Annotated in this window: 25 protein-coding genes and 1 pseudogene; 8 read left to right on the forward strand and 18 right to left on the reverse strand. The window is 61.9% G+C overall.

Features of this window, described 5'->3' with window-relative positions; all coding sequences use genetic code 11:
• Positions 1 to 302: 302 nt before the first annotated feature.
• The 10 genes from LPW29_RS06865 to LPW29_RS06910 all read right to left on the reverse strand — a co-directional run bounded on the left by LPW29_RS06865 (position 303) and on the right by LPW29_RS06910 (position 7,752).
• On the reverse strand, positions 303 to 650 hold the full coding sequence (locus LPW29_RS06865; RefSeq protein ID WP_084306756.1) for a DsrE family protein: 348 nt from the start codon (positions 648 to 650) through the stop codon (positions 303 to 305).
• A gap of 65 nt (positions 651 to 715) precedes the next feature.
• A complete protein-coding gene (locus LPW29_RS06870) occupies positions 716 to 1,156 on the reverse strand; it encodes a glycine cleavage system protein H (RefSeq protein ID WP_238627400.1) in 441 nt (146 codons plus the stop codon).
• 5 nt (positions 1,157 to 1,161) lie between these two features.
• Positions 1,162 to 2,073 carry a CoB--CoM heterodisulfide reductase iron-sulfur subunit B family protein gene (locus LPW29_RS06875; RefSeq protein ID WP_238627401.1) on the reverse strand — a complete coding sequence of 304 codons (912 nt, stop codon included), beginning with the start codon at positions 2,071 to 2,073 and terminating at the stop codon, positions 1,162 to 1,164.
• The gene (locus LPW29_RS06880) at positions 2,066 to 2,782 is read right to left on the reverse strand and encodes a 4Fe-4S dicluster domain-containing protein (RefSeq protein WP_238627402.1); all 717 of its coding nucleotides are present in this window, start codon (positions 2,780 to 2,782) and stop codon (positions 2,066 to 2,068) included. The genes LPW29_RS06875 and LPW29_RS06880 overlap by 8 nt, the downstream gene beginning before the upstream one ends.
• Before the next feature lie 44 nt (positions 2,783 to 2,826).
• Complete coding sequence (locus LPW29_RS06885; RefSeq protein ID WP_238627403.1) at positions 2,827 to 3,627, reverse strand: hypothetical protein; 801 nt, start codon at positions 3,625 to 3,627, stop codon at positions 2,827 to 2,829.
• A gap of 7 nt (positions 3,628 to 3,634) precedes the next feature.
• Positions 3,635 to 4,684 carry a CoB--CoM heterodisulfide reductase iron-sulfur subunit A family protein gene (locus tag LPW29_RS06890; protein ID WP_238627404.1) on the reverse strand — a complete coding sequence of 350 codons (1,050 nt, stop codon included), beginning with the start codon at positions 4,682 to 4,684 and terminating at the stop codon, positions 3,635 to 3,637.
• Positions 4,685 to 4,690: 6 nt separating this feature from the next.
• The gene (locus tag LPW29_RS06895; RefSeq protein ID WP_238627405.1) at positions 4,691 to 6,097 is read right to left on the reverse strand and encodes a heterodisulfide reductase-related iron-sulfur binding cluster; all 1,407 of its coding nucleotides are present in this window, start codon (positions 6,095 to 6,097) and stop codon (positions 4,691 to 4,693) included.
• A gap of 53 nt (positions 6,098 to 6,150) precedes the next feature.
• Positions 6,151 to 6,816 carry a 4Fe-4S dicluster domain-containing protein gene (locus LPW29_RS06900; protein ID WP_090251194.1) on the reverse strand — a complete coding sequence of 222 codons (666 nt, stop codon included), beginning with the start codon at positions 6,814 to 6,816 and terminating at the stop codon, positions 6,151 to 6,153.
• Between the two features lie 127 nt (positions 6,817 to 6,943).
• The gene (gene dsrE2, locus LPW29_RS06905; protein ID WP_238627406.1) at positions 6,944 to 7,411 is read right to left on the reverse strand and encodes a sulfur carrier protein DsrE2; all 468 of its coding nucleotides are present in this window, start codon (positions 7,409 to 7,411) and stop codon (positions 6,944 to 6,946) included.
• A gap of 110 nt (positions 7,412 to 7,521) precedes the next feature.
• Positions 7,522 to 7,752 (reverse strand): sulfurtransferase TusA family protein, encoded by a 231-nt coding sequence (locus LPW29_RS06910; RefSeq protein ID WP_025282116.1) that lies wholly within the window; start codon positions 7,750 to 7,752, stop codon positions 7,522 to 7,524.
• A 375-nt stretch (positions 7,753 to 8,127) separates the two neighbouring features.
• On the opposite strand from LPW29_RS06910, the gene LPW29_RS06915 reads away from it, so the two are divergent.
• The 5 genes from LPW29_RS06915 (at position 8,128) to soxB (ending at position 12,922) form a co-directional block, all read left to right on the forward strand.
• Positions 8,128 to 8,442, forward strand: a complete 315-nt coding sequence (locus tag LPW29_RS06915) for a hypothetical protein (RefSeq protein ID WP_090251052.1) — start codon at positions 8,128 to 8,130, stop codon at positions 8,440 to 8,442.
• A complete protein-coding gene (locus LPW29_RS06920) occupies positions 8,385 to 9,929 on the forward strand; it encodes a M48 family metalloprotease (protein ID WP_238627407.1) in 1,545 nt (514 codons plus the stop codon). The genes LPW29_RS06915 and LPW29_RS06920 overlap by 58 nt, the downstream gene beginning before the upstream one ends.
• A 146-nt stretch (positions 9,930 to 10,075) precedes the next feature.
• Positions 10,076 to 10,540, forward strand: a complete 465-nt coding sequence (gene soxY, locus LPW29_RS06925; protein WP_090251049.1) for a thiosulfate oxidation carrier protein SoxY — start codon at positions 10,076 to 10,078, stop codon at positions 10,538 to 10,540.
• A gap of 45 nt (positions 10,541 to 10,585) precedes the next feature.
• Positions 10,586 to 10,894 (forward strand): thiosulfate oxidation carrier complex protein SoxZ, encoded by a 309-nt coding sequence (soxZ, locus tag LPW29_RS06930; protein WP_090251046.1) that lies wholly within the window; start codon positions 10,586 to 10,588, stop codon positions 10,892 to 10,894.
• 255 nt (positions 10,895 to 11,149) lie between these two features.
• Positions 11,150 to 12,922, forward strand: a complete 1,773-nt coding sequence (soxB, locus tag LPW29_RS06935) for a thiosulfohydrolase SoxB (protein WP_238627408.1) — start codon at positions 11,150 to 11,152, stop codon at positions 12,920 to 12,922.
• A 43-nt stretch (positions 12,923 to 12,965) separates the two neighbouring features.
• Here the strand turns inward: soxB and LPW29_RS06940 are convergent, their stop codons facing one another.
• From LPW29_RS06940 to LPW29_RS06950, 3 genes are all read right to left on the reverse strand, one after another.
• The gene (locus LPW29_RS06940) at positions 12,966 to 13,922 is read right to left on the reverse strand and encodes a GGDEF domain-containing protein (RefSeq protein WP_238627409.1); all 957 of its coding nucleotides are present in this window, start codon (positions 13,920 to 13,922) and stop codon (positions 12,966 to 12,968) included.
• On the reverse strand, positions 13,919 to 15,025 hold the full coding sequence (locus LPW29_RS06945) for a cobalamin B12-binding domain-containing protein (RefSeq protein ID WP_238627410.1): 1,107 nt from the start codon (positions 15,023 to 15,025) through the stop codon (positions 13,919 to 13,921). The genes LPW29_RS06940 and LPW29_RS06945 overlap by 4 nt, the downstream gene beginning before the upstream one ends.
• A 113-nt stretch (positions 15,026 to 15,138) precedes the next feature.
• Entirely contained in the window at positions 15,139 to 15,720 is a 582-nt protein-coding gene (locus LPW29_RS06950) for a class I SAM-dependent methyltransferase (RefSeq protein WP_238627411.1), read from the reverse strand.
• A 320-nt stretch (positions 15,721 to 16,040) separates the two neighbouring features.
• Here LPW29_RS06950 and LPW29_RS06955 point away from each other — a divergent pair.
• Positions 16,041 to 16,480: pseudogene (locus tag LPW29_RS06955) on the forward strand (DUF4168 domain-containing protein).
• Positions 16,481 to 16,583: 103 nt separating this feature from the next.
• Positions 16,584 to 16,877: a hypothetical protein gene (locus LPW29_RS06960; RefSeq protein WP_238627412.1), complete on the forward strand. Its 294-nt coding sequence runs from the start codon at positions 16,584 to 16,586 to the stop codon at positions 16,875 to 16,877.
• A 49-nt stretch (positions 16,878 to 16,926) separates the two neighbouring features.
• Here the strand turns inward: LPW29_RS06960 and LPW29_RS06965 are convergent, their stop codons facing one another.
• The 5 genes from LPW29_RS06965 to siaA all read right to left on the reverse strand — a co-directional run bounded on the left by LPW29_RS06965 (position 16,927) and on the right by siaA (position 21,775).
• The gene (locus LPW29_RS06965; protein WP_238627413.1) at positions 16,927 to 17,865 is read right to left on the reverse strand and encodes a calcium/sodium antiporter; all 939 of its coding nucleotides are present in this window, start codon (positions 17,863 to 17,865) and stop codon (positions 16,927 to 16,929) included.
• 65 nt (positions 17,866 to 17,930) lie between these two features.
• On the reverse strand, positions 17,931 to 18,731 hold the full coding sequence (gene siaD / locus LPW29_RS06970) for a biofilm regulation diguanylate cyclase SiaD (RefSeq protein ID WP_238627414.1): 801 nt from the start codon (positions 18,729 to 18,731) through the stop codon (positions 17,931 to 17,933).
• Positions 18,724 to 19,125 carry a biofilm regulation phosphoprotein SiaC gene (gene siaC, locus LPW29_RS06975; protein ID WP_255705676.1) on the reverse strand — a complete coding sequence of 134 codons (402 nt, stop codon included), beginning with the start codon at positions 19,123 to 19,125 and terminating at the stop codon, positions 18,724 to 18,726. Before siaC ends, siaD begins: the two co-directional genes overlap by 8 nt.
• A gap of 29 nt (positions 19,126 to 19,154) precedes the next feature.
• On the reverse strand, positions 19,155 to 19,700 hold the full coding sequence (gene siaB, locus LPW29_RS06980) for a biofilm regulation protein kinase SiaB (RefSeq protein WP_090251034.1): 546 nt from the start codon (positions 19,698 to 19,700) through the stop codon (positions 19,155 to 19,157).
• A gap of 23 nt (positions 19,701 to 19,723) precedes the next feature.
• Complete coding sequence (gene siaA, locus LPW29_RS06985) at positions 19,724 to 21,775, reverse strand: biofilm regulation protein phosphatase SiaA (protein WP_177169825.1); 2,052 nt, start codon at positions 21,773 to 21,775, stop codon at positions 19,724 to 19,726.
• Positions 21,776 to 21,940: 165 nt separating this feature from the next.
• On the opposite strand from siaA, the gene LPW29_RS06990 reads away from it, so the two are divergent.
• Positions 21,941 to 22,885: a class I SAM-dependent methyltransferase gene (locus tag LPW29_RS06990; RefSeq protein ID WP_238627415.1), complete on the forward strand. Its 945-nt coding sequence runs from the start codon at positions 21,941 to 21,943 to the stop codon at positions 22,883 to 22,885.
• The last annotated feature ends 72 nt before the right edge of the window (positions 22,886 to 22,957 follow it).

Below are 22,957 nucleotides of genomic sequence, written 5' to 3' on the forward strand. Positions count from 1 at the left end.
CCACCCCCCCCCCCCCCCCCCCCCCCCCCCCCCCCCCCCCCGGGGGGGGGGGGGGGGGGGGGGCCCCCCCCCGGGATAGGCACTGTGCCGGTCCTTCCCCCTCACCCCCACCCCTCTCCCCGAGGGGAGAGGGGCTTCAAACTCCCTTCTCCCCCTCGGGGGAGAAGGGCTGGGGATGAGGGGGCGAGGCGGGCACTGTGCTGGCCCTCGCCCCTCACCCCAACCCCTCTCCCCAGGGGGGAGAGGGGCTTATAGCCTATCTTTCATCATCTGGGGTGACTCACCACCGTGATGCATGAGCGTTAGAAGGAGAGGACCTTGTCCCCCCGCAGCATGAGGTCCCCCAGGTCGCTGGCCCGGGCCACATGATCCACCTCGTCGATGAGATCGGTGGCCGGATCCAGGCCGTAGCCCGGCAGCGCCGGGTCACACACGTGCAGTGTCACCCCCGCGCGCTTGGCATCCCGGATGAAATCGATCAGGTACTTGCCCCCCTCCATGGCTTGCAAGCCCTCGGCCACACCCTTTTGCATGAGCTTGACCCCTTCCATGGTGAAGAACAGATGCACATCCGCATCCATGGCGGCCAGCACCGACCCCAGATAGAACGGGGTGGCACAGCGGGCCGGCGTACTGGGGCCGCTGGTCATCACCAGCACCACCGTCTGTTCTTCCCCGTCCAGATAATCCGGCTGTGTGTTCACCGTGTGCCCCGTCAGTCCCGATGACAGTGGATGTCATCGCGCCGGGCCCGTTCGCAGTAGCCCTCGTAGGCGGCATCCCCGGTGAGGTAATCCTGCAGCACGCTGGCGCCGCCGCCCTCCACTTCCACCCGCGCCACCCAGGCCCCGTAAGGGTCCTGGTTAAGCAGATCGGGCTGCTCCATCACGGCCTCGTTGGCCTCGATGATGGTGCAGTCCATGAAATTGGGGATGGGACCGGCCCATTTGCCGCTCTCGATGGTGGCCACCGGTTTACCCGGTGGCCGCCGTGTGCCGGGGCGACGCACGCGCACATGGAGAATGTGACCGGCAATGGCCTGGGAGAGGTCGGTCATGCCCACGGTGAGGGTGTCGTCCTCTTCCAGACGCAGCCAGATCTGGTACTCCGCGTCGTAATACAGCTCCGGTTTGAATTCGCAGCCATTGCAGTCCATGCGGATCAGAATACCCCCCGATCCTTGAGGAATCCAATGGAGTCGCTCACGTTTTCGTGAATCCCCAGCTTGCGCGGCGACAGCCCCATGGCCAACCCCAGCAGCTGGGTGAAGTAGAGGATTTTCACGTTGGTCTTGATGCCGAATTCGGTCTCGGCCCGCACCTGGTGCATCTCCAGCCCCGAATGACAGGTGGGGCATTCGGTGGCGATCACCTCGGCGCCACAGTCTTCCGCCGCCTGCAGCAGGTTGAGCACCAGCTGGGTGGAGGTGTCGGAATCCGACAGGGTATGGGCACCGCCGCAGCAGGCGGTCTTCAGAGGGTAGTCCACGTTCACGCCGCCGGCAGCCTCCAGCAGGTCGTCCATGAAATGGGGCTTGTAGCTGGACTCGGAGCCCGGGCCCTGGTCTTTCTCCGGGAAGATCTGCCGGGGCCGGGTGTACATGCAGCCGTAGTAGTTGGCGATCTTGATACCGTTGAGGCTCTTGGTGAATTTCTGCTTGATGCCTTCGGGGCCCAGTTCCTCCATCAGCCACTCCAGCAGGTGCAGGGTGCGCACGTCGCCGGTGTAGACGGGGTCATCGGACTTGCGGGCCAGGTCCTGGATGGTCTGCATCACCTCTTCGGAGGTGGCCGTCTCGAACTCGGCCTTCTTGAGGTTGTGATAGCAGCCATTGCAGGGGGCCATGACCGTATCCAGGCCCATCTGCTCGGTGGCGATGGCCAGGTTGCGGGCCGAGAGGTAGGTCTGCAGCATGGGGTGGACGTTCTTCACCTCCATGGCGCCGCAGCAGTTGTAGTCTCGCAGGTTTTCCATCTCCAGACCCAGGGAGTTGACCAGCACCCGGGTGGACTTGTCATAGGGGCCGCCGGAGCCTTCCAGCGCGCAACCGGGATAGTATGCAACCTTAGCCATGGGCGGCCTCCTTCTGTTCACGCACGTATTGCTGGAGCACTTCGCCGGTACGGCCCCAGGATTTGGTGCGGGGCTTGATGAGCACATTGCGCCCGAACTTGAGCCCCAGGCCCACCGGCAGATGCCGGGCAAGGCGCAGGCCGAACACCCGCAACCAGTTCTGGAACATGGACTGGCCGGTCTTCTGGTAGAAGCCCATGAGCACGTGGCTGTCCTCGATGCGACCCCGGTGATAGATCTGCTCGGTGAATTCCTCGTCAAAAATGGTGGAGGGTGTCTTGTCGGTGATGCCCTCCTCTTCCATCCAGTGGGCCAGGGCCTTCATCACCCCTTCGGGCTTCACGTCCTTGGGACAGATGTTCGTGCACTTGTTGCAGGACACGCACTGCCAGACGATGTCCTTGTCCTTGATGATCTCTTCCTTGAGCCCCAGGCGCACCGCATAGATCCAGTAGCGGGGATTGAACTGCACGTTCTGGGCGTACATGGTGCAGGAGTTGGTGCACGACCCGCATTGCCAGCAGCGATGCACATTCTCGCCACCGGGGATGGCCTGGATCTTCGCCTCGAAATCATCATCGTAATCAGTGAGGGTTCGCGGCGTGATCATCGTGTTCCAATGCCCGGACACGTCCACTCCATCCACCACCAGTTCATCGTGGTGGAGCAGGCGCTCGGGCTCGATGAGGGATTTCTCGTGTATCGCCATGCTGTTCTCCGAAACTCGCTTTGACCGGGTTCGATACGGGCCGGCTAATGCCATGTACGCGACGCGGCGGCGTGACGCTCGCCGCGTCGGGCATCGATACCCAACAGTTTGACCACCAGCTCCATCGGGTCCTGCTTGGCCCCAAATTCGCCCTGCAGAATCCCCAGACCGCCGGAGATGGATCGCACGTAATCCGAATAGGCCCGCGCCAGGATGAGATCGGTGACAAAGGGCAGATCCCGATAGAAGCCGCTGGCGGTGAGGTGCTCCACAAACCAGCTGCGCACCGCTTCCTGATGCTCGGGTGTCACGTCCAGAGGCAGGACATTCATGCCTTCATTGCCGGCCACGAACTCGCGCACCGCACCACTCATGGTCTGCGTATCCCACACCCAGCGGGTCATCAACGGGATGGTCTCCGGGTGACGGAAATGCAGCAGTTCCGCCGCCAGATCCCAGGCCGCCCCCGATTCCTTGCGGGTCTGGGTGGGGATGCGCTCACAAAAGGCGCGCATCCGGCTCAGCAGATCCCCCCGCCCGTACAACAGCCCCAGGATGGCCTCCGAAAAGGCCTCCGGTGAGAGGGTCTGCATGGGACCGGTGAGCTTGCGCCGGGCCGGGAAGACGCATTCCAGCAACACGCTGGTCACATCCGCCCTCAACGCCGCGGGCCGCTGCTCCGGCAAGGCCGCGGTGAAGACCTGATGTTTGCTGCGCAGGGCCTCCAGATAGGTCTCCACACCACCGCGCTCCTTCATGTCCTCCAGCAGTTGCTCCAGCTTGCTGGCGGCAATACGCGGCTCCAGACGGACCTTCAGCGAGGCGGGCCGGATGGGCTTGTCCATGGCCGCCTCAACCCGCCTTGCGGACCAGAGCCGCCAGATCCATCACGGCACGGCCGCCAGCCGCCGCCCCCTGGGCGATGGAATCGTCGATGGTCTCGGGTCCATAGGCCGCGCCGCAGGAATAGACGCCGGGCCGGGAGGTGCCGCAGGTGTTGGTGTATTGCTCACCCTTTTGCAGGAAACCATGTTTCTCCAGCTCCACCCCGAAGACCTTGGAGATCTCCGGGTTGTCCTGGTTGGGATCCATGCCAATGGCGTGCACCACCATATCGAAGGGAATGACGATGGGTCGCTTGACCAGAGTGTCCTCCCCCTTCACCAGCAGGCGGCCATCCCCCGAGGCGGTCACCTCGGCGATACGGGCCTTGACGAACTTGGTCTTGAACTCCTCCTGGGATTTCCAGTAGAAGCGGTCCTCGTAGAGTCCGAAAGTACGGATGTCCATGTAGTAAATGAACACGTCGGTCTCGGGGGACATTTCCTTGATCTCGATGGCCAGGTTGGCCGAGACCGTGCAGCAGATCTTGGAACACCACTCGCGCCCGATCTGCCGATCCCGGGAACCCACGCACAGCAGGATGGCCACCCGCTCGGGCACGCGTCCATCCGAGGGACAGGCAATCTTGCCGGACGCCACCATCTGCTCCATCTGGGTGCTGGTGAGCACATCCGGGTAGGTGCCAAAGCCCCACTCCGGTTTGTTGACGGAATCAAAGTGGGTGAAGCCGGTGGCCAGGACCACGGCACCGGCCTTGACCTGCTTGTTGTTGCTCAGCTTGGCGGTGAAGTTGCCCGGCTCACCCTCCAGTTGGGTGACGCGCGTCCCCTTGTGGATGGTGACGGCCTTGTCGTCCTCCACCCGTTTCACCATGCGACCGATGGCATCCTTGGCCCACTCGCCGGAGGGCACCAGCTTGGCATAACCGGAGAGGATGGGGGCACCGCCCAGCGTCTCCTCCTTTTCCACCATCACCACCTTGTAGCCGGCGCCGGCCACCTGCGCGGCAGCCGACAGGCCAGATGGCCCCGACCCGACGATCAGTACTGTATCCTGCATGATGCCTTACCCCCCATAAGCCAGTTCGGGTTTGTAGAGATATTCGATGTTCCCCTGCTCCACCTCCTTGAGGTAGGCATGGAAGTTCTTCTTGGCTTCGGACCAGGAGATGCCCATCTTTTCCACCAACTCCTCGCAGGGCGAGGCATGCCACTGCAGCTGCACGATCTTCAGCGGATCGGCGCCGCAGGCCAGGGCGGCGAACTGCACCTCGGCCATGATGGGGATCTGGAAGTCCTGCTCGTGGGCCTTGCCGATCCACTGGTTCTTGTCCATGGTGGTGACGCAGCCGGTATCGTTGGCCAGCATGACATCGGCATTGGCCTCTTCACGGGCCACGCGGATCTTGCGGTTCATGGTGAACGAGCGGGTGAACTCGCGCTCCGAGATGATGTGCCGGAACCCGAAACCGCAGCAGTCGTACCAGGTGGAGTAGTCGATCACCTGGGCACCCAGGGCCTGGGCCATGGAGGTGATGATGGCAGTGCGGTTACCACCCAGGACCTCGGGATCGTAGACGGCATCCTCGTGGATCATCTTGTAGTAGTGGCAGGCCACGTGGGCAGTGGTGCGGATGTGGGACACATCGATCTTCTGCAGTTCCGAGGCGATGCGGTTGCGCATCACGTGCACCCATTCGGAGTAGTGGATGATCTCCTCGGGGATGACGAGCTTGCCGTCCACCAGGCGCCCCAGCTTGTCCAGGATCTTGGTGACCTTCTCGCGCAGCTCCGGTGATTCCACCAGGTACTTGCGGATCTCCTTGTAATTGCCAAAGGAGGTGCCGCAGTGCACCAGCGGGTAGAAATGCCCGGCCTCGTGGCCATGGGCCTGGCCCGATACGTAGGCCTGATGGAAATTGCGCAGGAACACCGCCGCCAGGGACTCCACATTGCCGATGCCCGAACCGTGGTAGTTCCAGGCGGTGCAGGAGGTCTGGTCGGTCTCGTCCAGGTAGTCCTTGCCCGGCACGAAGCCGAACTCGTTCATGAACCACAACAATGAGGTGGGATAGCCGGGGATGTTGCCGCACTGGCCACAGGACTTGTGATGCCACAACTGTTTGGTGGGGATCTTCTTGTCCCAGCCAAACAGGGTCTTGACCATCTTGGGCTCGTGCTGGTCTTCGATGCGGTGGATCAGGATCTTGCCTTCCTTCTCCAGCTCGTACATGTGTTCGCGCACATCATCCATGCGGTCGCCCAGGTCGATGGTGCGCCGGTCCACGTGCTTGCGCACCCAGTCGGTGGCCGTGACGGCCTCCTCGCGGGAGAGCCGGGATTGCTGGAAAAAGGATCCGTGGCCGGCGACGCCCTGGCCATCGGTATTATGGAAACCGGGTTTCATGGCACCGGCGCCGGTGCCTTCTGCGGTGGCGTTGTGCCCACCGGGGGTCTGGTCTTTAGCTGTCATGGGTGTGCCACTCCTCTACGCTCGGCATGTGGTGGTGCAAGGCGAAGGTGGACTCAATCTTCTTCCTGTTCTTCGAGCCACTCGTCGTATTCCTCCCTTTTCTCGTCGATGAAATCCTCGATCACGTCGAACAGGTTTTCATCCATCAGCTCAAGCGACTTGAGCACCCCGGTCATCTCCCAGATGGTGTACATCTCTACGGATGTTTTCAGGGAGACTTCCCAGGCAGTATCGGTGGTCTGCAGGGTCTGCATGGGGATGGCCTTGCGCAGGATGCGCAGGTCCCCGTCCACCTTTTGAATATTCGGACCCCAATCGGGGAAATGATCGGGCTGGATCATGTCCGGGGAAAGCTGATTGCCGGTGGTGATCAGCTTGAGCATCACCCGCCCGAAGGGCCGCAGCACATCCTTGGCGGACTGCATCTCGTGCTGAATGGCCACCTCCCGCATGATGGCCACCAGGCCACCGGGAGAATTCTTGAACGGACAGCGGGCCGCGCAGGTCATGCACTGGGCACAGGCCCAGATCTTTTCCTGCATGGCGTCGTAGATCTGCTCCACATTCTCGGTCCAGAGCAACTGCACGATCTCCCGGGGGCTGTAATCGTAGAACTGGGCCGAAGGGCAGGTGGCGGTACAGATACCGCAGTTGAGACAGCCATTGAGTTCGTGGTCGTAACGGAAGTCCCCACGAATGTCATCGTAGATCTGCTGCATTTCCGCATAGGTTGCCATGGGATACCTCGTTGCATATCGCGGGGCGTTATCGATCTATGCCCTAGTAAAACTGTCAACTTTTAAGTCGTTCAGGAAGTTTAGACCATTTCCCGGACTTCGCTAGCCGTTACACATACAGGCAGATGTCCGAGTCACCCGCGAACTCGAAGAAGGTGGCGGCACCGCCGTAATCGATGCCCTCGATGAAGTCGTCCCGGGACATGTCGAACAGATCCACGGTCATCTGGCAGGCCACCATCTTCACCTCCGCCTCCAGGCACATCTCCCGCAGCTCTTCCACACTGGCCACGCCCTTGGACTTCATCTTCTTCTTCATCATCGAGGTCATCATGCCCTGCATGCCGGGCAGGGCCTGCAGCAGCACGGGCATCGGCATGGGCATGGGCATGCCCGGGTTGCCCAGCGAGGTGACTTGTAGATCGGGCTTTTTCTTCAGCAGCTGGAGGCCGTAGAAGGTGAAGAACACCTGTACCTGGTAGCCCAGGGCCGCGGCCGTCGAGGCCAGGATGAACGGGGGGTAGGCCCAGTCCAGGGTCCCCTTGGTGGCGATGATGGCGAGTTTCTTTTCCGACATGTGCAACATCCTCCTTAAAATTGCCTGCTTGAACAGCCAGGTCATTGGCCCTTTGAAGAAGGGCTCTCAAGCAAGATGGCCGTCGCGGGGCGACGGCCATGCAAACCCTGTCAGGACTTGCGCATCAGGAAGTAGAACTTGCCACCTTCTTCCTTATGCTCCATCAACTCGTTGCCGGTCTGCTTGGCGAAGGCCTCGAAGTCCTTCACCGCGCCCGGGTCGGTGGCGATGATGTGCAGCACCTGACCGCTGGACAGGGAGGCCAGGGCCTTCTTGGCGCGCAGAATGGGCAGCGGGCAGTTCAGTCCGGAGGCATCCAGTTCCTGGTCGAAATCAGCCATGGTTCAATCACTCCTCTTGCGCGGGACGAGCGGCTTCGGCGCAACCGCGGATAACGTCCCTGATGTGATGTATAAAAGCCTTCGCCGCCAGATCATCGCATGAATGCTCAAGGCTCCGGGGCTTTGGCGTCTTAAGGATTTTTTATCCCCTGAAGCATCATACTTATAGCTGGCCGGCCTGAGTTGATTTGCGACAACTCAATTGCGACACACGTTACCGTATTAGCATATACTAAGACAACATATAATTATGATGTTCCGAAAATTCCGCCGGGGATTGCGCTCCTGAACCAAGGAGCCACGTCGATGTCTGAGGCGTGGTAGTGTTCAACGGGCCGGGCCATCCCCGCCACATCAGCCGAGGACCCCCAGACCATGGACAAGAAAGCCTTTGCCGTTGACACCCAGTATGCCGTCACCCTGCGTGACACCCATGGCCGACTCCGACCCGCCAACCTGTATGTCCACCAGTTGTTCGACCAGGACATGATCGCCCGCCGCACCGACGGTGGGGCTCAGTCCGGCCTGCTGTTCAAGATCCCTTATAAGGATGTGACCCGGGTGGTGCGCACGGTGCCGGTCTCCGACAAGAAACGCTTCATGCTGCCCGAAGCCATGTTAAAGCCGAAACTATGGGAAAACCGAAGTTCCATGGCCGCCTATTCGTCGTCCCCGGGACTGGGCAAGTAGGCAACACCACGCGCGGGGCCACCCCGTCGCGCCGGGAGCGGGTCGCACCCGCTTCCCGCCTGTGGGCGCGACTGATCACCGCCCTGCTCTGTCTGACCCTGCTGTGGCCCGTGCATGCACCGGCCCAGGTCTCCCTGCCGGAGATCGGAGCCCCCTCTTCGGCCATGCTGTCCCCCTCCCAGGAGCAGCAACTGGGTCGCTCGCTGCTGCGGGAGGTGCGCCGCAATCTGCCCTTGAGCGAGGACCCGCAACTGCTGGGATATGCGGAGGCCGTGGGTCAGCGTCTGGTCTCCAGCGCCCCGGATGGGCATCCCAACTTCACCTTTCTGGTGGTGGAAGACGATGGCATCAACGCCTTTGCCATGCCTGGGGGCATTGTGGGCGTGAACACCGGTCTGATCGAGGCCACCCGCAACGAGGCCGAACTGGCGGCCGTGCTGGCCCACGAAATTGCCCATGTCACCCAGCGACATATCGCACGCGCCTACGCTGGCAGCACCCGCATCGACCTGGCCGCGGGCCTGGCCATCCTGGCGGGCATCATCGCCAGTGCCTATGTACCGGAGTTGGGCCAGGCGGCCATCGTGGGCGGCATGGCGGGTAGCGCGCAGGCGCGCATCAATTTCACCCGCGCCAACGAGCAGGAGGCCGACCGCATTGGCATCTCCATTCTGGCAGCCACTGATTTCGACCCACAGGCCATGCCCACCTTTTTCGAGCGACTGATGCAACTCAGTGGCGGACTGGCCGAGGCGGTCCCTGAATATCTGCGCACCCACCCGGTCACCAGCAGCCGCATCAGCGACAGTCGCGTCCGAGCCAACCAGTATGAGGGGGAGTACCGCAGCGACTCCCAGGAATTCCGGCTGATCCGCACCCGCATCCAGGCGCTAAAGGACCCCGCACGGATGATGGATCTGCATGAGCGACGAACGGACAGCGAAGCCCCCTCGCCTGAACAACTCTATGGCTATGCCCTGGCCCGAAACGAACGGGGGCAGAGGGACCAGGCCCTGGCCACCCTGGACCGGATCGACACCGCCGACAATGAGAGCCTGGCCTTGTACGTGGAACTTGGGCGTGCGGAAATCCACATGGAGGGCCGGAATCCGGACCATGCCGAAGCGCTTCACATCCTGGAGCGCCTGCACGACATCTATCCCGGTTACCTGCCGGTGGCCCAGACCTACGCCAAGGCCTTGCTGGACGCCGGCCACCACGACCAGGCCATCCAGGTGCTCGACCGGTTGCTCGAGGCGGATCACCCCCCTCCGGAACTGCTGCGTCTGCGAGCCGACGCCGCCACCCGCGCCAACCGGCAAGCGATCAGCCACGAGAGCATGGCGGAATACTACTTCCATCATGGACAGTACCGGGAGGCAGTCAGGCAACTGGATCGGGCCCTGACGGCGCCGGACCTCACTCCGCACCAGGAGGCCCGAATCCGGAGTAAACGGGACATCGCCATCCGCTTCACAGAAGACTGATCACCCGCTTCGGCATGACCTTATATTCGACTTGACATATATAACCAAAAAACACTTGTAAAAAAGATTTAGTTAGGTAGGCTGTGGATTGTGATCTGTCAACGGGCCTGAGACGGCCCCGCATTGAAGTAACCGGAGGAGACCACATGAACAGCAAGCGTCGAGTGTTTCTCAAGGGCACCCTGGCAGCGGGCACCGTCGGGGTCGCCGTAGGCGCCGGCCTGCTCACCCCCAGCACCGTATTGGCTAGCGCCCGCGAGGGTTTCGAGGCCGGGTCGGTCAGTGACGCCCTCAAATCGGTCATGGGCTCGGACAGCCACGACTCGGGGGATATCACCATCAGCGCCCCGGAACTGGCGGAAAACGGAGCCGTGGTGCCCATTACCGTGGAATCCAGCCTCACCGGCGTGACGGACATTGCCATCCTGGCAGCCGCTAACAACAACCCGCTGACCTCCAGCTACAAGCTGGGTGAAGGGACCAAGGCCTATGTGGCAACACGCATCAAGATGGGCGACAGCTCCGATATTGTTGCCGTGCTCAAGGCCAACGGCCAGCTCTACAGCAGCTCGCGGGAAGTCAAGGTCACCATCGGTGGTTGCGGCGGCTGATTCGCCAGCCCGCACATCCCCAGGCCCCAACCAGGAGAACTCACCATGTCCAGCATTCGTGTACGCGCCCAACTCAGTGATGGTGTGACCAATGTCCGCGCCCTGATCAGCCACCCCATGGAAACAGGTCAAAGAACCGACAGCGGCGGCAACACCATACCAGCCCATTACATTACCGAGGTCAAAGCAAAAGTGCGGGATCGTGAGATCCTCACTGCCAACTGGGGTCCATCCATCTCACGCAATCCCTATTTGTCCTTCCAGTTCGAAGGAGCCTCCTCCGGTGACACCCTGGAACTCTCCTGGGTGGACAACAACGGGGATTCAGACAGCACTCAGGTGCAGATCAGATGAGATGAGGTGTTGATAAGGCCGGGGGCTTGCGAGCCTCACCGGCCACCAGAACACCAGGTTTGAAACACGTCGCGCCATCCGTTCCCCACGGAACGACCACCAAGAGGAGCGATTCGCCCATCCACAGGGGTGGCGGATCACGGCAGGAACAAAAACCAATCATACCTGCCATTTGAGCAAGCCCGGTTCCGCCGGGCTTTTCTTTGTACGGGAAAGACGCCGGACCCACGGCGCATGATGTCTGGAGGAAGCTAGATGAATCTGTCCCGCCGAGAATTCCTGCAGGTCCTGGCCGCCGCCGGTGCGGCTGGCTTTTCATTGCCCGCCAGCGCCCGGCTCGGGGCCGCCGGCAAGAATCCCAGCGACCCTTATGAGCTACCCGCCAGGGGCAATGTTTCGATCCTGCACTTCACCGATTGCCACGGCCAATTGCTGCCTGTCTATTTCCGCGAGCCCCACATCAACCTGGGAGTGGCCGAGATGAAGGGCCGGCCACCGCACCTGGTCGGCAAGGCCCTGCTGGAACGCTATGGGATTGACCACCCTGGCCTCCTCTCCCATGCCTACACCTACCTGGACTATGTGAAACTGGCGGAACACTACGGTCGCGTGGGAGGCTTTGCCCATCTGGCCACGCTGGTCAGGAAGGTCCGCGACCAGCGCCCCGGTGCGCTGTTGCTGGACGGCGGGGACACCTGGGGAGGCGGCTCAGGCACCGGTCTGTGGACCCATGCCCAGGACATGGTGGATGCCCAGCTCAAACTGGGAGTGAACATCATGACCGGCCACTGGGAATTCACCTTCGGTGCCGACCGCGTACGTGAGATCGTGGAAAACGACTTTGCTGGCCACATTGAATTCCTGGCCCAAAATGTGGTGGACGTGGACTGGGGCGACCGCATCTTCAAGCCCTACACAATCCGCGAGATGAATGGCGTGAACGTGGCCGTCATCGGCCAGTCCTTCCCCTATACGCCCATCGCCAACCCACGGCATATGGTGGCCGAGTGGTCCTTTGGCATTCGCCATGGAGAGATGCAGGACACGGTGAATAACGCTCGCGCCGACGGGGCCGAGGTGGTCATCCTGCTGTCCCACAATGGCATGGATGTGGACATCAAGCTGGCCCAGGTGGTGGATGGCATCGACGCCATCATGGGTGGCCACACCCACGATGCGGTCCCCGCTCCCCTGGAGATCAAGGGACCGGAAGGGGGTACCTGCCTGGTCACCAATGGCGGTTCCAACGGCAAGTTCCTGGGAGTGCTGGACCTGGACTTCCGCGATGGGCGCATCCGCGATTACCAGTACCGTCTGCTGCCGGTGTTCGCCAATCTGATCGAGCCGGATCCGGACATGGCCCGTTATATCGAACAGGTACGCGACCAGGAGGTCACCTACGATGGCCAGACCTTCAACATGAAGGACGCGCTCTCCGAGGAATTGGCGGTCAGCGAGGACCTGCTCTACCGACGCGGGAATTTCAATGGCACCTTCGATCAACTCATCTGCGATGCCCTGATGGAGCAGGTGGATGCCCAGATCGCCTTCTCACCGGGCTTCCGCTGGGGCACCACGGTGCTGCCTGGCATGCCCATCACCTTCGAACACGTCATGGACCAGACCGGCCTCACCTATCCGGCCGTCACCCGCAATGAGATGAGCGGCGCCATGATCAAGGAGATCCTGGAGGATGTGGCCGACAATCTCTACAACAAGGACCCGTTCTACCAGCAGGGCGGCGATATGGTGCGCGTGGGCGGGCTGCAATACAGCATCGACCCCACTCGTTCCATTGGCGAGCGCATCGGTGATATGGAACTGAACGGCAAGCCCATTGCCCCCAACGAGAGTTACGTGGTGGCTGGCTGGGCCAGCGTGCAGGAACAGCCCGCGGGCAACACCGGTCGCAAGATCTGGGATGTGGTGGCTGACTATCTACGGGACCACGAAACGGTGTCCATCAGCGAACTGAATGAGCCGAAGCTGCGAGGGGTTGAAGGGAATCCCGGGGTGTCTTCAGTGTGAATATCAAGCCCCTCTCCCCACTGGGGAGAGGAAGGCTCCCGCCCTACCCATCCGCCACCACCCGGTTACGTCCCCCCGCCTTCGCCTTGTACATGGCCGCATCTGCCCGCTGCATCAGCGCATCCATATCCTCCCCCTCTCGCCACTCGGCGGCACCGATGCTGGTACTCGGCAGGTAATTCTCCTCCAGGGGCCGCAACTCCCGGGTGCGCGCCCGCACGCGCTCGCCCACTTTCATGGCCACATCCAGCGACGTATCGAGCATATACAGGCCAAATTCCTCCCCACCCAGACGCCCCGGCAAATCCGACACCCGAACCAGAGCGCGCAGCAGATCAGCAAAGGCCACAAGGACACGATCCCCCGCCGCGTGACCAAAGGTATCGTTCACATTTTTGAAATGATCCAGGTCGATCATCAGGATCGACAAACGATGCTGCCGACTCCGAGCCTGGGCCACCCCTGCTTCCAGCCGCTCCAGGAAATGACGCCGGTTGGCCAGGCGTGTGAGGCCGTCGGTGCGGGCCAGTTCTTCGTTCAGTTGATTGGCCCGGGCCAGATCCCGGTTTGCCCGCCTCAGGTCACGCACCAAACGGGACATATCCAGGGTGAGGTTACCCATGCGGGCCACCACTTCATGATCGCTGGCGTCGGCTACCTCGCCGATCAACAGGGTGTGCCCATCCAGAGGATAGGCATGAAACAGACAAGGCTCCCCCTCCGCCGTGGCCCGCAAGACCCGCGCCACCGTCTTCTCATGGGCCTGGCCGGGCTCAATGTCCAGAGGGCTGTCATCCTCGTCAGCGAAAAAACGCGACAGTGGCTCGCCACGCACATCCGCGAACCCCGCATAGCGAGAGCGAAAGGCGCCATTGGCCGAGATGATCCGGGCATCCTGACTCACCTCCAGGACCATGAAACGCCCCGAGTCCACAACATAGTCATACAGGGCCCGGGCCAGGTCAGGCCCTGGAAGGGTATCGCGGAGATCCGGTCTCAAGGGGGATCACCCAATCCTCGAGCCCAGTCCACCGCGGCCATGGCGCTCTCGAGGTAGAGATCGGCATTGACCGATTGTGCCAACTGAGGCGCCTCCCGAAAGGCCTGCCCCCCTACAACGATGGGAGTGGTGTCATCCGGTCCCAGGGCCTCGCGCAGGCTGGCCACAGTCGCCCGCGCCTCGGCCACATTACCCACCAGCGTGACCGATAAGGCCACGAACCGGGGGCGCTCTTCCAGAACCGTAGCCACCAGGGTCTCGGGGGGCGTATCAGCGGTGAGCAAGGTAATATCCCACCCATCCAGTTCCAGGCTCACGGCCAGCATCCAGGAGCCCATCTCATGGAATTCATTGGACACGGGAGAGACCAGACCACGACCCCGGTCGGTCTCCGGGAACGGCTGGTCGTAATACAGGGCGGCCAGCACACGGTAGACCATGGCCGTGGTCTGATGCTCCAGGGTCACCGACAGTTGACCGGCTTCCCAGCGGGCCCCCACATCCACCATGGCCGGATAGAACAGGTTTTGGAGAAGGGACTCGTAGGACATGCCATCCAGTAACAGGCCATGGCAGCGATCGATCACGCCAACCGTATTTCCCTGAATGAGCTGGTCGACGATGTATTGGTAGTCTTCCTCCCAGCAGGGCCGCACCGACACCCGCCGAGCCTGGTAATGGCGGGCGGCCTCGATGAGATCATCATGATGTTCCACCATCCACTGGTAGACAGGCTGAATCGCTCCCGCCTCCCCTGCAGGCAGAATCTCGGCAATCACCTGCTGCCAGGTTTGCCACTCGGACAGGAAAAAATCGAAGGACACGCCCTGGTTGTGATAGGTCGCGTATACCCAGGCCAGCGTACGCTCAACCAATGCGACATCGTCCCCCTCCATGGCTTCAGCCATGAAGGCCGCATGATGGCGCCGGGTGGTATCCATCAGCCGCAATCGATTCCCCCCCAGCAATGCCTGGATTCGGGGATGGTGATCCATGCGCTGGGCCACCGCATTGACCAGTTCGCCACGATGCGCACGAAAGCATGCGGCCGCGGCTCCGGGCACCGGCAGAGGAGGATGCGTTGCATTTGACTTGGATGACACGATGGACCAGCACTGAGGTAGCAGGACACTCAGATTACATCATTGTGAAGGGATAACGCATTGTTGCGAATCACGCCCGGGTGAGTCTCCGGATCGGCCCTCTGATGACCCGGCTACGTCTTGCGAAAGGCAGCGGTCAAATCATTGTCCAGATAATCCTCGAGGATCTCCACGCGGGCGCCCAGGGTCTCTCCCAGGGCCCGAATCTCGTCCGGCAGATAGTAGTTGAAACGTGACGGCCCCGGGCTCCCCTTGAGTATGTTGAATACGAAGGCCTGCCGCGCGGCACCGTGGCAGCGCTGGATGAAGCATCGGGTCTCTTCTCGGGTGAGATTATTCATGGCCCCGCTGCACACATAGAAGTCCGCCTCGGGCAGCGGATCACGAAGCACGTCCTGTAGCCGGATCTCGCATCCCGTACGTTCCCGTGCCGTCTGAATCATCGGCTCACAGACCTCCAGGCCCACATATCCGGCCGGTGGTCCGCGATGCTCGCACAAGAATGCGTACAGATCCCCGAAACCACAGCCGGCATCCACCAGGGTCGCGCCACCGAGATCCTCGGGCAGACAGCGGGCCAGGGCCACGAAACGTGCCGTCTGGGTGTAGGCCGAGCGCCAGTGCAAGCCCTGCGGCGTTGCACCGTGGTCTGCCATCGCACGACGGTAGAAGGCCTGATTGTCGACTCGGGGCATGGGGTACAACCCGTGGCCATGGGAGTGGATCAACATAGTCCCCAAGATCTTCGGGGTCAACGCGACCCTCGTAGCCACCCAGGTGACAGCCTGCTCCCGTGGCAAGCCCATTCAGGAACCACAGCTTGCCGATGTGACACCACCAGGTGTGACGCATGTGTTGTTTTGATACGCCCGAGCCCGGGGGTACAGACCCGAGCACACCCAGCATGAGAAAGACAAATCATTGTTTATAATAATATTTTTAGAAATAAAAACAGATTGGCACACAGTCTGCAGTCCTCCTTGACGTCATTTCACCAACCCAATGGGAGCTATCAATGACATTACGTAAGACAGTCTTGACCCTGGCCATCACGTCCCTTTTTGCCCTGGCTGGCACGGCCGCTGCCCAAGGCTATGGCAATGACGGTGGGGGCGGCGGTGGTGCCCAGCAGGGCACCCCACCGGATGCCAGTGGCGCAGCCCCCGGTGCGCGGCCCCCGAGCCCACGGTGGAACTCACCGACGAGGTAGTTGATGACTTTGTAGATGCCTTCTCGGAGGTGCAGAAGATCGAGGAAGACTTTGCGCAACAACTGGATGAGACCGAGGACCAGGCGGAAGCCCAGTCAATCCATCAGGAGGCCCAGGAAAAGATGGTTGAGGCCGTCGAAGGGACGGGAATGAACGTAGAGGAATACAACGAGGTGGCCATGGCCCTGCAGGGTGATCCCGAGCGCCTGGAAGAGGTGATCGAGCGTACCCAGGATCGCAAGTAAGGAACCGATTCATGCCGACGCCAGTCCGGTGGGTGATGCATCTGGCCCGCTCAGAGTCACCATCATCCGCCGGGCCTGGGTCAACTCGGATGGGAGTTTAACCATGAAACACGCAAAGAAGACACTGGGCCTGCTGACCGCGGCCCCGCTGGCGCTACTGGTAGGCTGTGGTGACTCAGGCCCGGAGATGGGCGAGCCTTTCGAACCATCGGATCAGCCGGAGATGGAGCAGCAGGAAGGCATGGGAGCACCGCCCCCGCCCCCCGCGAATGACGGCGCGGGTGCCCCACCCCCGGAAGGGGGCATGGACACACCACCTCCTGAAGGAGGGATGGATGCACCACCCGAAGGTGATATGGGTGGGACAGCCCCCGACAGTGATGATCAGGATCGCTGAAGTAGGACGCGCTCCCCATGCAGGCCCCCTTGCGGGGGCCTGCATGCCTCTATACCAGCAACCAGGCCAGATATCCCAAATAGGCACCCAAGAGCAACATCCCGGCGACCCGCCCCATATCCCGCCGCCAGGCAAACGCCATCCAGACCGCCAACGAGAACAGCAGCATCACCGACAGGTCCGTGTAAGAGATGCCACCGGCTCCCAGCGGGATGATGGTGGCGGTGATTCCCAGCACCGCCAACACGTTGAAGACGTTGGAGCCGATGATATTGCCCAGCACCATGCCGGTCTCCCGCTTGAAGGCCGCCGCCACCGTCGCAGCCAGTTCCGGCAGGCTGGTACCCACGGAAACCAGGGTCAGACCAATCACCGCCTCACTCACCCCCAGGGCCCGGCCAATGGTGATGGCGCCACTCAGAAAGGCCTCGGAACCCACATACAGACAGCCCGTGCCAAAGACCACGAAGAGCGTGGCCCGACTGACGGTGATGCCCGCATAGCCCCCCACCTCCTCCGCCACCTGATGGCCCGCCATCTGACGCCGCGCCAGGTGCACCTGATAGGCCACGAAGGCCGCCAGCAATGCGAGCAGGACGACCCCTTCGAGGCGGCTGATCATGCCATTGTAGAGCAACAGGAACAGGAGCCCCGCCGCGCCCACCATCAGGGGCAGCTCCCTTCTTAAGGTATCCTGTTCACAGCGCACCGGGTAGAGCAGCGCAGCAGCCGCCAGCACCAGCCCGAGGTTGGCGATATTGGACCCCACCACATTGCCCACAGCAATGGCCGACTGCCCCTGCAGGGCCGCCATCACGCTCACCACCAGTTCCGGACTGCTGGTGGCGAAGGCCACCACCGTCAGACCAATCAACAGGGGTGAAATCCCCGTCCGTAGGGCAATGGCACTGCTACCGGCCACCAGACGGTCGGCACCCAGGGTAAGCAAGGCCACGCCCAACAACAGCATGAGAAGCGCAAGCAGCATGATGGAAATCGTCCGGATCAGAATGGAAGGAGGCGAAGTATCGCACAGCACATCGGCTGTTGGAGTCAGGGCTCCTGTTCAACCCGGTTACGACCGGCCTCCTTGGCACGAAACAGGGCAATATCGGCGCGCCTGAGGATATCGTTGGGATCCTCGCCCACGTGCAGGCAGGTATACCCGAAGCTGGCGGAAAGGGTCAGCGGCTCACCCTCGCCCACCGTGACCTGCCCCACCTCCTGGCGTACCCGATCAATCACCGCACCCGCCTCGCTGAGACCGGTCTGCGGCAGGACCAGCAGAAATTCCTCACCGCCCCAGCGACCATAGAGATCATAGCGGCGCAGCCCCTGGCGCACCGCGCCGGCAATCTCGCACAGGGCCGTGTCACCCATCTCGTGGCCGAACCGGTCATTGATGCGCTTGAAGTGATCCACATCCATCAGACACAGGGCGAGGCGCGTGTCCTTGCGCTCGGCCCGCTGAATCTCTTCCTTGAGCCGTTCCATGAGAAACCGGCGATTGGCCAGCCCGGTGAGCGGATCCTGATTGGCCGCCTCCCGCAGACTCTCGGTGACCTCCCAGAGGGTCTTCTGGTACTGGTCCGAGATGCGAGCCATCTTCTCCATGCGCCGTAACTGCCTGTCACATCGCACAGCCAGGCTCTGGGTGTGATTGCGTTCCAGCAGATGATAGCCATCGCTGATGCGCATCAGCCTCTCCAGGCGCTGATCCTGAGCCAGGGCGTATTCCCGAAGCCCCTCCAGTGCCTCATAGAGGGGGTTATCCTGATGGTCGGGGTCCTCCAGCAAGGCTTGAACCCGCTCCAGGATCTCCCGGCCCGCCTGCGATGCGCGTGTTTTAGTCATCCTCGTCCGGGGTGGGCACGATATGGAATGGGAAGGTGTAATCCTCGCGAAACTCCTCGGCCATTTCCATCACACGCTCGTTGCGTGGGTCATACAGCCAGTTCACCTCCACGACCCGACCCTGCTCATGGGCTTCCTCCAACAGATCCAGGATATCCATCATGGCCTTCACACTGCTGGTATTCATGTAGATCAGCGTCAGCCGCAGGGTCAGGGGACCGTTATCCCCGGCCAGATAGGCCTCGATCCAGGTGAACACCTGGCCGAAGAATTCGAAGGAATTCTCCGGGTAGGAATTGCCCTTCATGTGCAACTCGCCCATCTCCCAATGGCTGGAGATGGACGGTGTGGACTGGGTTCCCGGTACATCCAGATCGCTGATGGCTGTGTGCATGGCTGCCTGGTCTTGTGGTTGCTCTAGGGTCATATCACCGCCCGCAGACTGAAGAACACCCGTTGATCCCCTTCCATGGAAGACAGTCGAGCACTCAAGGGCTCCACCGATTTGCGAGCCACATCAGTCAAACCCAGTCCGGCACCCGACAATGCCCCCTCTTCGCGCGGTTTGCGCAACTGGGCCTTGTAGGCGGCCTTGAGCTCAGCCTTGTCCATGGCCGCCAGCGACTCCACCCGCTCCAGCAGGGTCTGACCATCCTCCGGCTCCACCAGGTTGCCGGCCATGATCACGTAATGCCCCCGATCATCACGGGCCACCACAACCGTGGCCGTCCCGTCCCGGTCGCTGTACCCCATGCGGCTCACATAATGGCGGATGTTCTGGGTGAGTTCGATATAGATGGCAAACACATCCATGGCGGCCCCGGGGCCAGCACGGTCTGCTTCCAGATAGTTCCTCAGCGCGTTGCCGATCTCCTCGATCAGGCTGCGGGAGATGGGGCCATTAAAGCACAACAGGATCTGGTCCCGGTTGAAATGGCTACGCAGACCATACAGGTCAATGCTGGACATGGGCAGTGTGGATCCTCAAGGGTTCATGGCGACGATGATATGACGGTTTCGTGGGCGGGCGCATCCCCCGCCCCCAGTCTGAAAGCCAGCACGGTCACATCATCACGCTGTTCGTACTCACCCCGGTAGTCCTCCAGGGCCTGCTCAAGAGCGGTGGCCTGGGCCGCCATGGGTCGCCGGGCATTGGCCAGGATCAGGGTCTTGAACTGGGTCTGCCCCAGGCCATAACCGGACTCGCCGCCGGCCTGATCCAGATATCCGTCGGTGACCAGATAGTAGGTGGTGGCGGGATCCAGGGCCAGCGTGGTGTCCTGGTATTGCCCCATGCGGCGATCCCCCAGGGCCCGTTTCCCCCCCTTGACCGTTTCCACCCGGGTGCCGTCGCTGTAATACAGGCTGATCCGGGCACCCGCGTAGCGCAGCACCCTTTGCCCAAGATCCACGAAGGCCAGTCCCACATCCATATGGGTGGTCACTTCCCGTTGGGAATCCGCATCCAGCATCATTTCACGCAATGTGTTGTCAGCATAGGACAGCACAGCAGCGGGTGAATCCATACCCAGTTGATTCACTGCCTGATCCAGGGCGGCCCGGGCCAGCATGGTCATCAGGGCGCCGGGCACCCCGTGACCCGCACAGTCCACCACCCCCACCAGGTAACGATCCCCCTGGTCATGATGAAACACGTAGAAATCCCCGCCCACCACATCTCGTGGACGCCAAAGCACGAAGTGATGCGCACCGAACCGATCCCGTAGACGGGCATCGGGAAGGATGGCGCGCTGAATCAGGCTGGCCGAATCAATGGACTCGCGAATCTGGCGCTGGGCCGCAGTCATCTCCAGGTTGGCCTGCCGCAGACGTGCCGTGCGTTCCTCCACCCGGGCTTCCAGTTGCTGGGTATGGTCCCGCACCCGCTGTGCCATGATGGCAAAGGCACGACTCAAATCCCCCAGTTCATCCCGACCGGCTGCTGGCAGGGACACCTGGTAATCCCCCTGGGCAATGGCGCTGGCGGATTGCTGCAACTCCCGGATAGGTCGGAGCAGCAGACGATCCACCGCCAGGCCAAACCCCACCAGCAAAATCACCAGGATGAGGGCAACCGCCAGCAGGCCCCCGCGTACCCAAGCGCCTTCCACCACCGGTGCCAACCCCAGGTCCACGGCGGTCACCACATGCCACTCCAGCTCGGGGATATAGGCCAGGGCCAGGAGTTGTTCGCGGCCCTCCAGGTTCACGGACACCAGGGGAACCTGATCCGGCGAGTCTTCCGCCCGCCCCATGGCCCGTTTCAGCCGGGCACGGCCTTCAGCGTCGGACAATTGCCCCATCAGGGTCGTGATCGCCTGGCCCTCCTCGGGCGAACCGGTGGTGGAACCAAAGCTGATCAGATCTGGATTCGGGTGGGCCTGAATGGCGCCATTGCGGTCCAGGATCATGGGCGTCACGCCCTGGGGGCGATCGTGGATGAACTCCGCGAGGAAACCACTCAGGTCCAGGCCCGTGCCGGCCAGACCGATGCGTCGTCCCCCCTCTTCCACCAGCACGTTGATCCATACCCGGGTGGTGCCCAGTTGCACATCCGGATTCACGTTGATGTTGTAATCCGCTTGCTGGGCCAGGGTATTGAAGAACCAGGCATCGTCCGGGTTGTCCGGCTCAAGGGTGTAGCGGGGCTTGTCACTGGACGTTTCGCTGGCGTCGTTGAAATAGTAGTGACCCGTCTCCGCGCTGACCACGAAATAGGACTGATCCCGAAAGTCCCGCCGGTAACCCTCCGCCTCGGCAAAAAAGAGATCCCGCTTGTCCGGATCCTCGGGATCCAGCAGCCACCGCCGGGTCACCTGCGAGTTGGCCAGACGGACGGAAAGCGCGAGGTCACGGGTAATGGGCGCAACAATCCGCTCGCGTTTGAGTCGCGTGAAGTTCTCGGCAAATGCCTCGCCGAAGTGCTGACGTGCCCCCTCCAGGACACTCCAGCCAATGAGGGCCGCTGGCACCAGGGCAACGACACAAGCGAGCGCCAGAGCCAACATGGATTTGGCCCTCAGTCCCAGACTGTTGATGCGCATTGACGTGATGCCCCGCTGTATCCCCTATCAGCGGCCATCATACCGCCCGGCAGCCGGGCCGAACCAGTCAACTCAACCCGCAACCATGCACGGATCAACGGCCATCGCTTGAGCACATATCCGGCGCACGCACGAATTGTGGAGACATGCATGCATAATGGGGGAATGAGCGATGCTTTTACCAACCGTTTGACCAAGAACCTGCGTCACTGGGGCAAATGGGCCCGCCGACGCGGTATCGAGTGTTTCCGTGTCTATGACCGGGACATCCCCGAGTTTCCTGTGGCCATCGACGTCTATGCCGGGGTGCCCCACGTTCACGTCTACGAAACCCGCTGGGAGGCGGACGATGCCGAGTACGGCGCCTGGCTCAGGCAAGTGCGCGATCAGGTGGCCAGGGTGTTCGAGGTGGATCCGGTGCACTTGGCCATGAAGGTGCGACGACGTCAGAAGGGGCTGGCCCAGTACGAGAAGACCGGGCTGGAGGGCAAGGAGATGATCGTCCACGAGGACGGCCTGGCCTTCTCGGTGAACCTGCATGCCTACCTGGACACCGGTCTGTTTCTGGATCATCGTCAGACCCGGACCATGGTGCGTGAACGCAGCCAGGGCAAGCGCTTCTTGAACCTGTTCGCCTATACCGGCAGCTTTACGGTTCATGCCGCCGCGGGTGGCGCCAGCGACAGCCTGACCCTGGACATGTCCCGCACCTATCAGGACTGGTCACTGCGCAACTTCCAGCTCAACGCGATGGACCCAAGCCGCCATCGCCTGGAGCAGGTGGACGTGATGCAGTGGATGGAGGCCGCACCCGCCCTGGGCGAGCGCTACGATCTGATCGTGCTGGACCCGCCGTCGTTCTCCAACTCCAAGCGCATGGACTCCACCCTGGATGTGCAGCGGGATCACCCCTGGATGATCAACCGCTGCCTGGGCCTGCTCAGCCCGGGCGGCGAACTGTTCTTCTCCAACAACCGCAAGGGTTTCCGGCTTTACGAAGACGAACTGGCCCCCTGCCAGGCGCGGGAGATCACCTTGCAGACCGTGCCGGAGGACTTTCGGCGCAGCCGCCCCCATCGGTGCTGGCTGATCACACGCCAGGCAACCTGAAGGCTGGACCTATCGGCGGCGACCGGTGAGGGAGCCCAGCAGGCCCCGGACGATCTGACGCCCGATCTGGGT

The organism is Ectothiorhodospira sp. 9100 (assembly GCF_022227565.1).
In the GTDB taxonomy this organism is placed as follows: domain Bacteria; phylum Pseudomonadota; class Gammaproteobacteria; order Ectothiorhodospirales; family Ectothiorhodospiraceae; genus Ectothiorhodospira; species Ectothiorhodospira marina.

Bases quoted from the DNA above. Each gene is read 5' to 3' on its own strand.
- LPW29_RS06865 (WP_084306756.1), bottom strand. From the start codon at position 650: ATGACCAGCGGCCCCAGTACGCCGGCCCGCTGTGCCACCCCGTTCTAT.
- LPW29_RS06870 (WP_238627400.1), bottom strand. From the start codon at position 1,156: ATGGACTGCAATGGCTGCGAATTCAAACCGGAGCTGTATTACGACGCG.
- LPW29_RS06875 (WP_238627401.1), bottom strand. From the start codon at position 2,073: ATGGCTAAGGTTGCATACTATCCCGGTTGCGCGCTGGAAGGCTCCGGC.
- LPW29_RS06880 (WP_238627402.1), bottom strand. From the start codon at position 2,782: ATGGCGATACACGAGAAATCCCTCATCGAGCCCGAGCGCCTGCTCCAC.
- LPW29_RS06885 (WP_238627403.1), bottom strand. From the start codon at position 3,627: ATGGACAAGCCCATCCGGCCCGCCTCGCTGAAGGTCCGTCTGGAGCCG.
- LPW29_RS06890 (WP_238627404.1), bottom strand. From the start codon at position 4,684: ATGCAGGATACAGTACTGATCGTCGGGTCGGGGCCATCTGGCCTGTCG.
- LPW29_RS06895 (WP_238627405.1), bottom strand. From the start codon at position 6,097: ATGACAGCTAAAGACCAGACCCCCGGTGGGCACAACGCCACCGCAGAA.
- LPW29_RS06900 (WP_090251194.1), bottom strand. From the start codon at position 6,816: ATGCAGCAGATCTACGATGACATTCGTGGGGACTTCCGTTACGACCAC.
- dsrE2 (WP_238627406.1), bottom strand. From the start codon at position 7,411: ATGTCGGAAAAGAAACTCGCCATCATCGCCACCAAGGGGACCCTGGAC.
- LPW29_RS06910 (WP_025282116.1), bottom strand. From the start codon at position 7,752: ATGGCTGATTTCGACCAGGAACTGGATGCCTCCGGACTGAACTGCCCG.
- LPW29_RS06915 (WP_090251052.1), top strand. From the start codon at position 8,128: ATGGACAAGAAAGCCTTTGCCGTTGACACCCAGTATGCCGTCACCCTG.
- LPW29_RS06920 (WP_238627407.1), top strand. From the start codon at position 8,385: ATGGGAAAACCGAAGTTCCATGGCCGCCTATTCGTCGTCCCCGGGACT.
- soxY (WP_090251049.1), top strand. From the start codon at position 10,076: ATGAACAGCAAGCGTCGAGTGTTTCTCAAGGGCACCCTGGCAGCGGGC.
- soxZ (WP_090251046.1), top strand. From the start codon at position 10,586: ATGTCCAGCATTCGTGTACGCGCCCAACTCAGTGATGGTGTGACCAAT.
- soxB (WP_238627408.1), top strand. From the start codon at position 11,150: ATGAATCTGTCCCGCCGAGAATTCCTGCAGGTCCTGGCCGCCGCCGGT.
- LPW29_RS06950 (WP_238627411.1), bottom strand. From the start codon at position 15,720: ATGCCCCGAGTCGACAATCAGGCCTTCTACCGTCGTGCGATGGCAGAC.
- LPW29_RS06960 (WP_238627412.1), top strand. From the start codon at position 16,584: ATGAAACACGCAAAGAAGACACTGGGCCTGCTGACCGCGGCCCCGCTG.
- LPW29_RS06965 (WP_238627413.1), bottom strand. From the start codon at position 17,865: ATGCTGCTTGCGCTTCTCATGCTGTTGTTGGGCGTGGCCTTGCTTACC.
- siaD (WP_238627414.1), bottom strand. From the start codon at position 18,731: ATGACTAAAACACGCGCATCGCAGGCGGGCCGGGAGATCCTGGAGCGG.
- siaC (WP_255705676.1), bottom strand. From the start codon at position 19,125: ATGCACACAGCCATCAGCGATCTGGATGTACCGGGAACCCAGTCCACA.
- siaB (WP_090251034.1), bottom strand. From the start codon at position 19,700: ATGTCCAGCATTGACCTGTATGGTCTGCGTAGCCATTTCAACCGGGAC.
- siaA (WP_177169825.1), bottom strand. From the start codon at position 21,775: ATGCGCATCAACAGTCTGGGACTGAGGGCCAAATCCATGTTGGCTCTG.
- LPW29_RS06990 (WP_238627415.1), top strand. From the start codon at position 21,941: ATGAGCGATGCTTTTACCAACCGTTTGACCAAGAACCTGCGTCACTGG.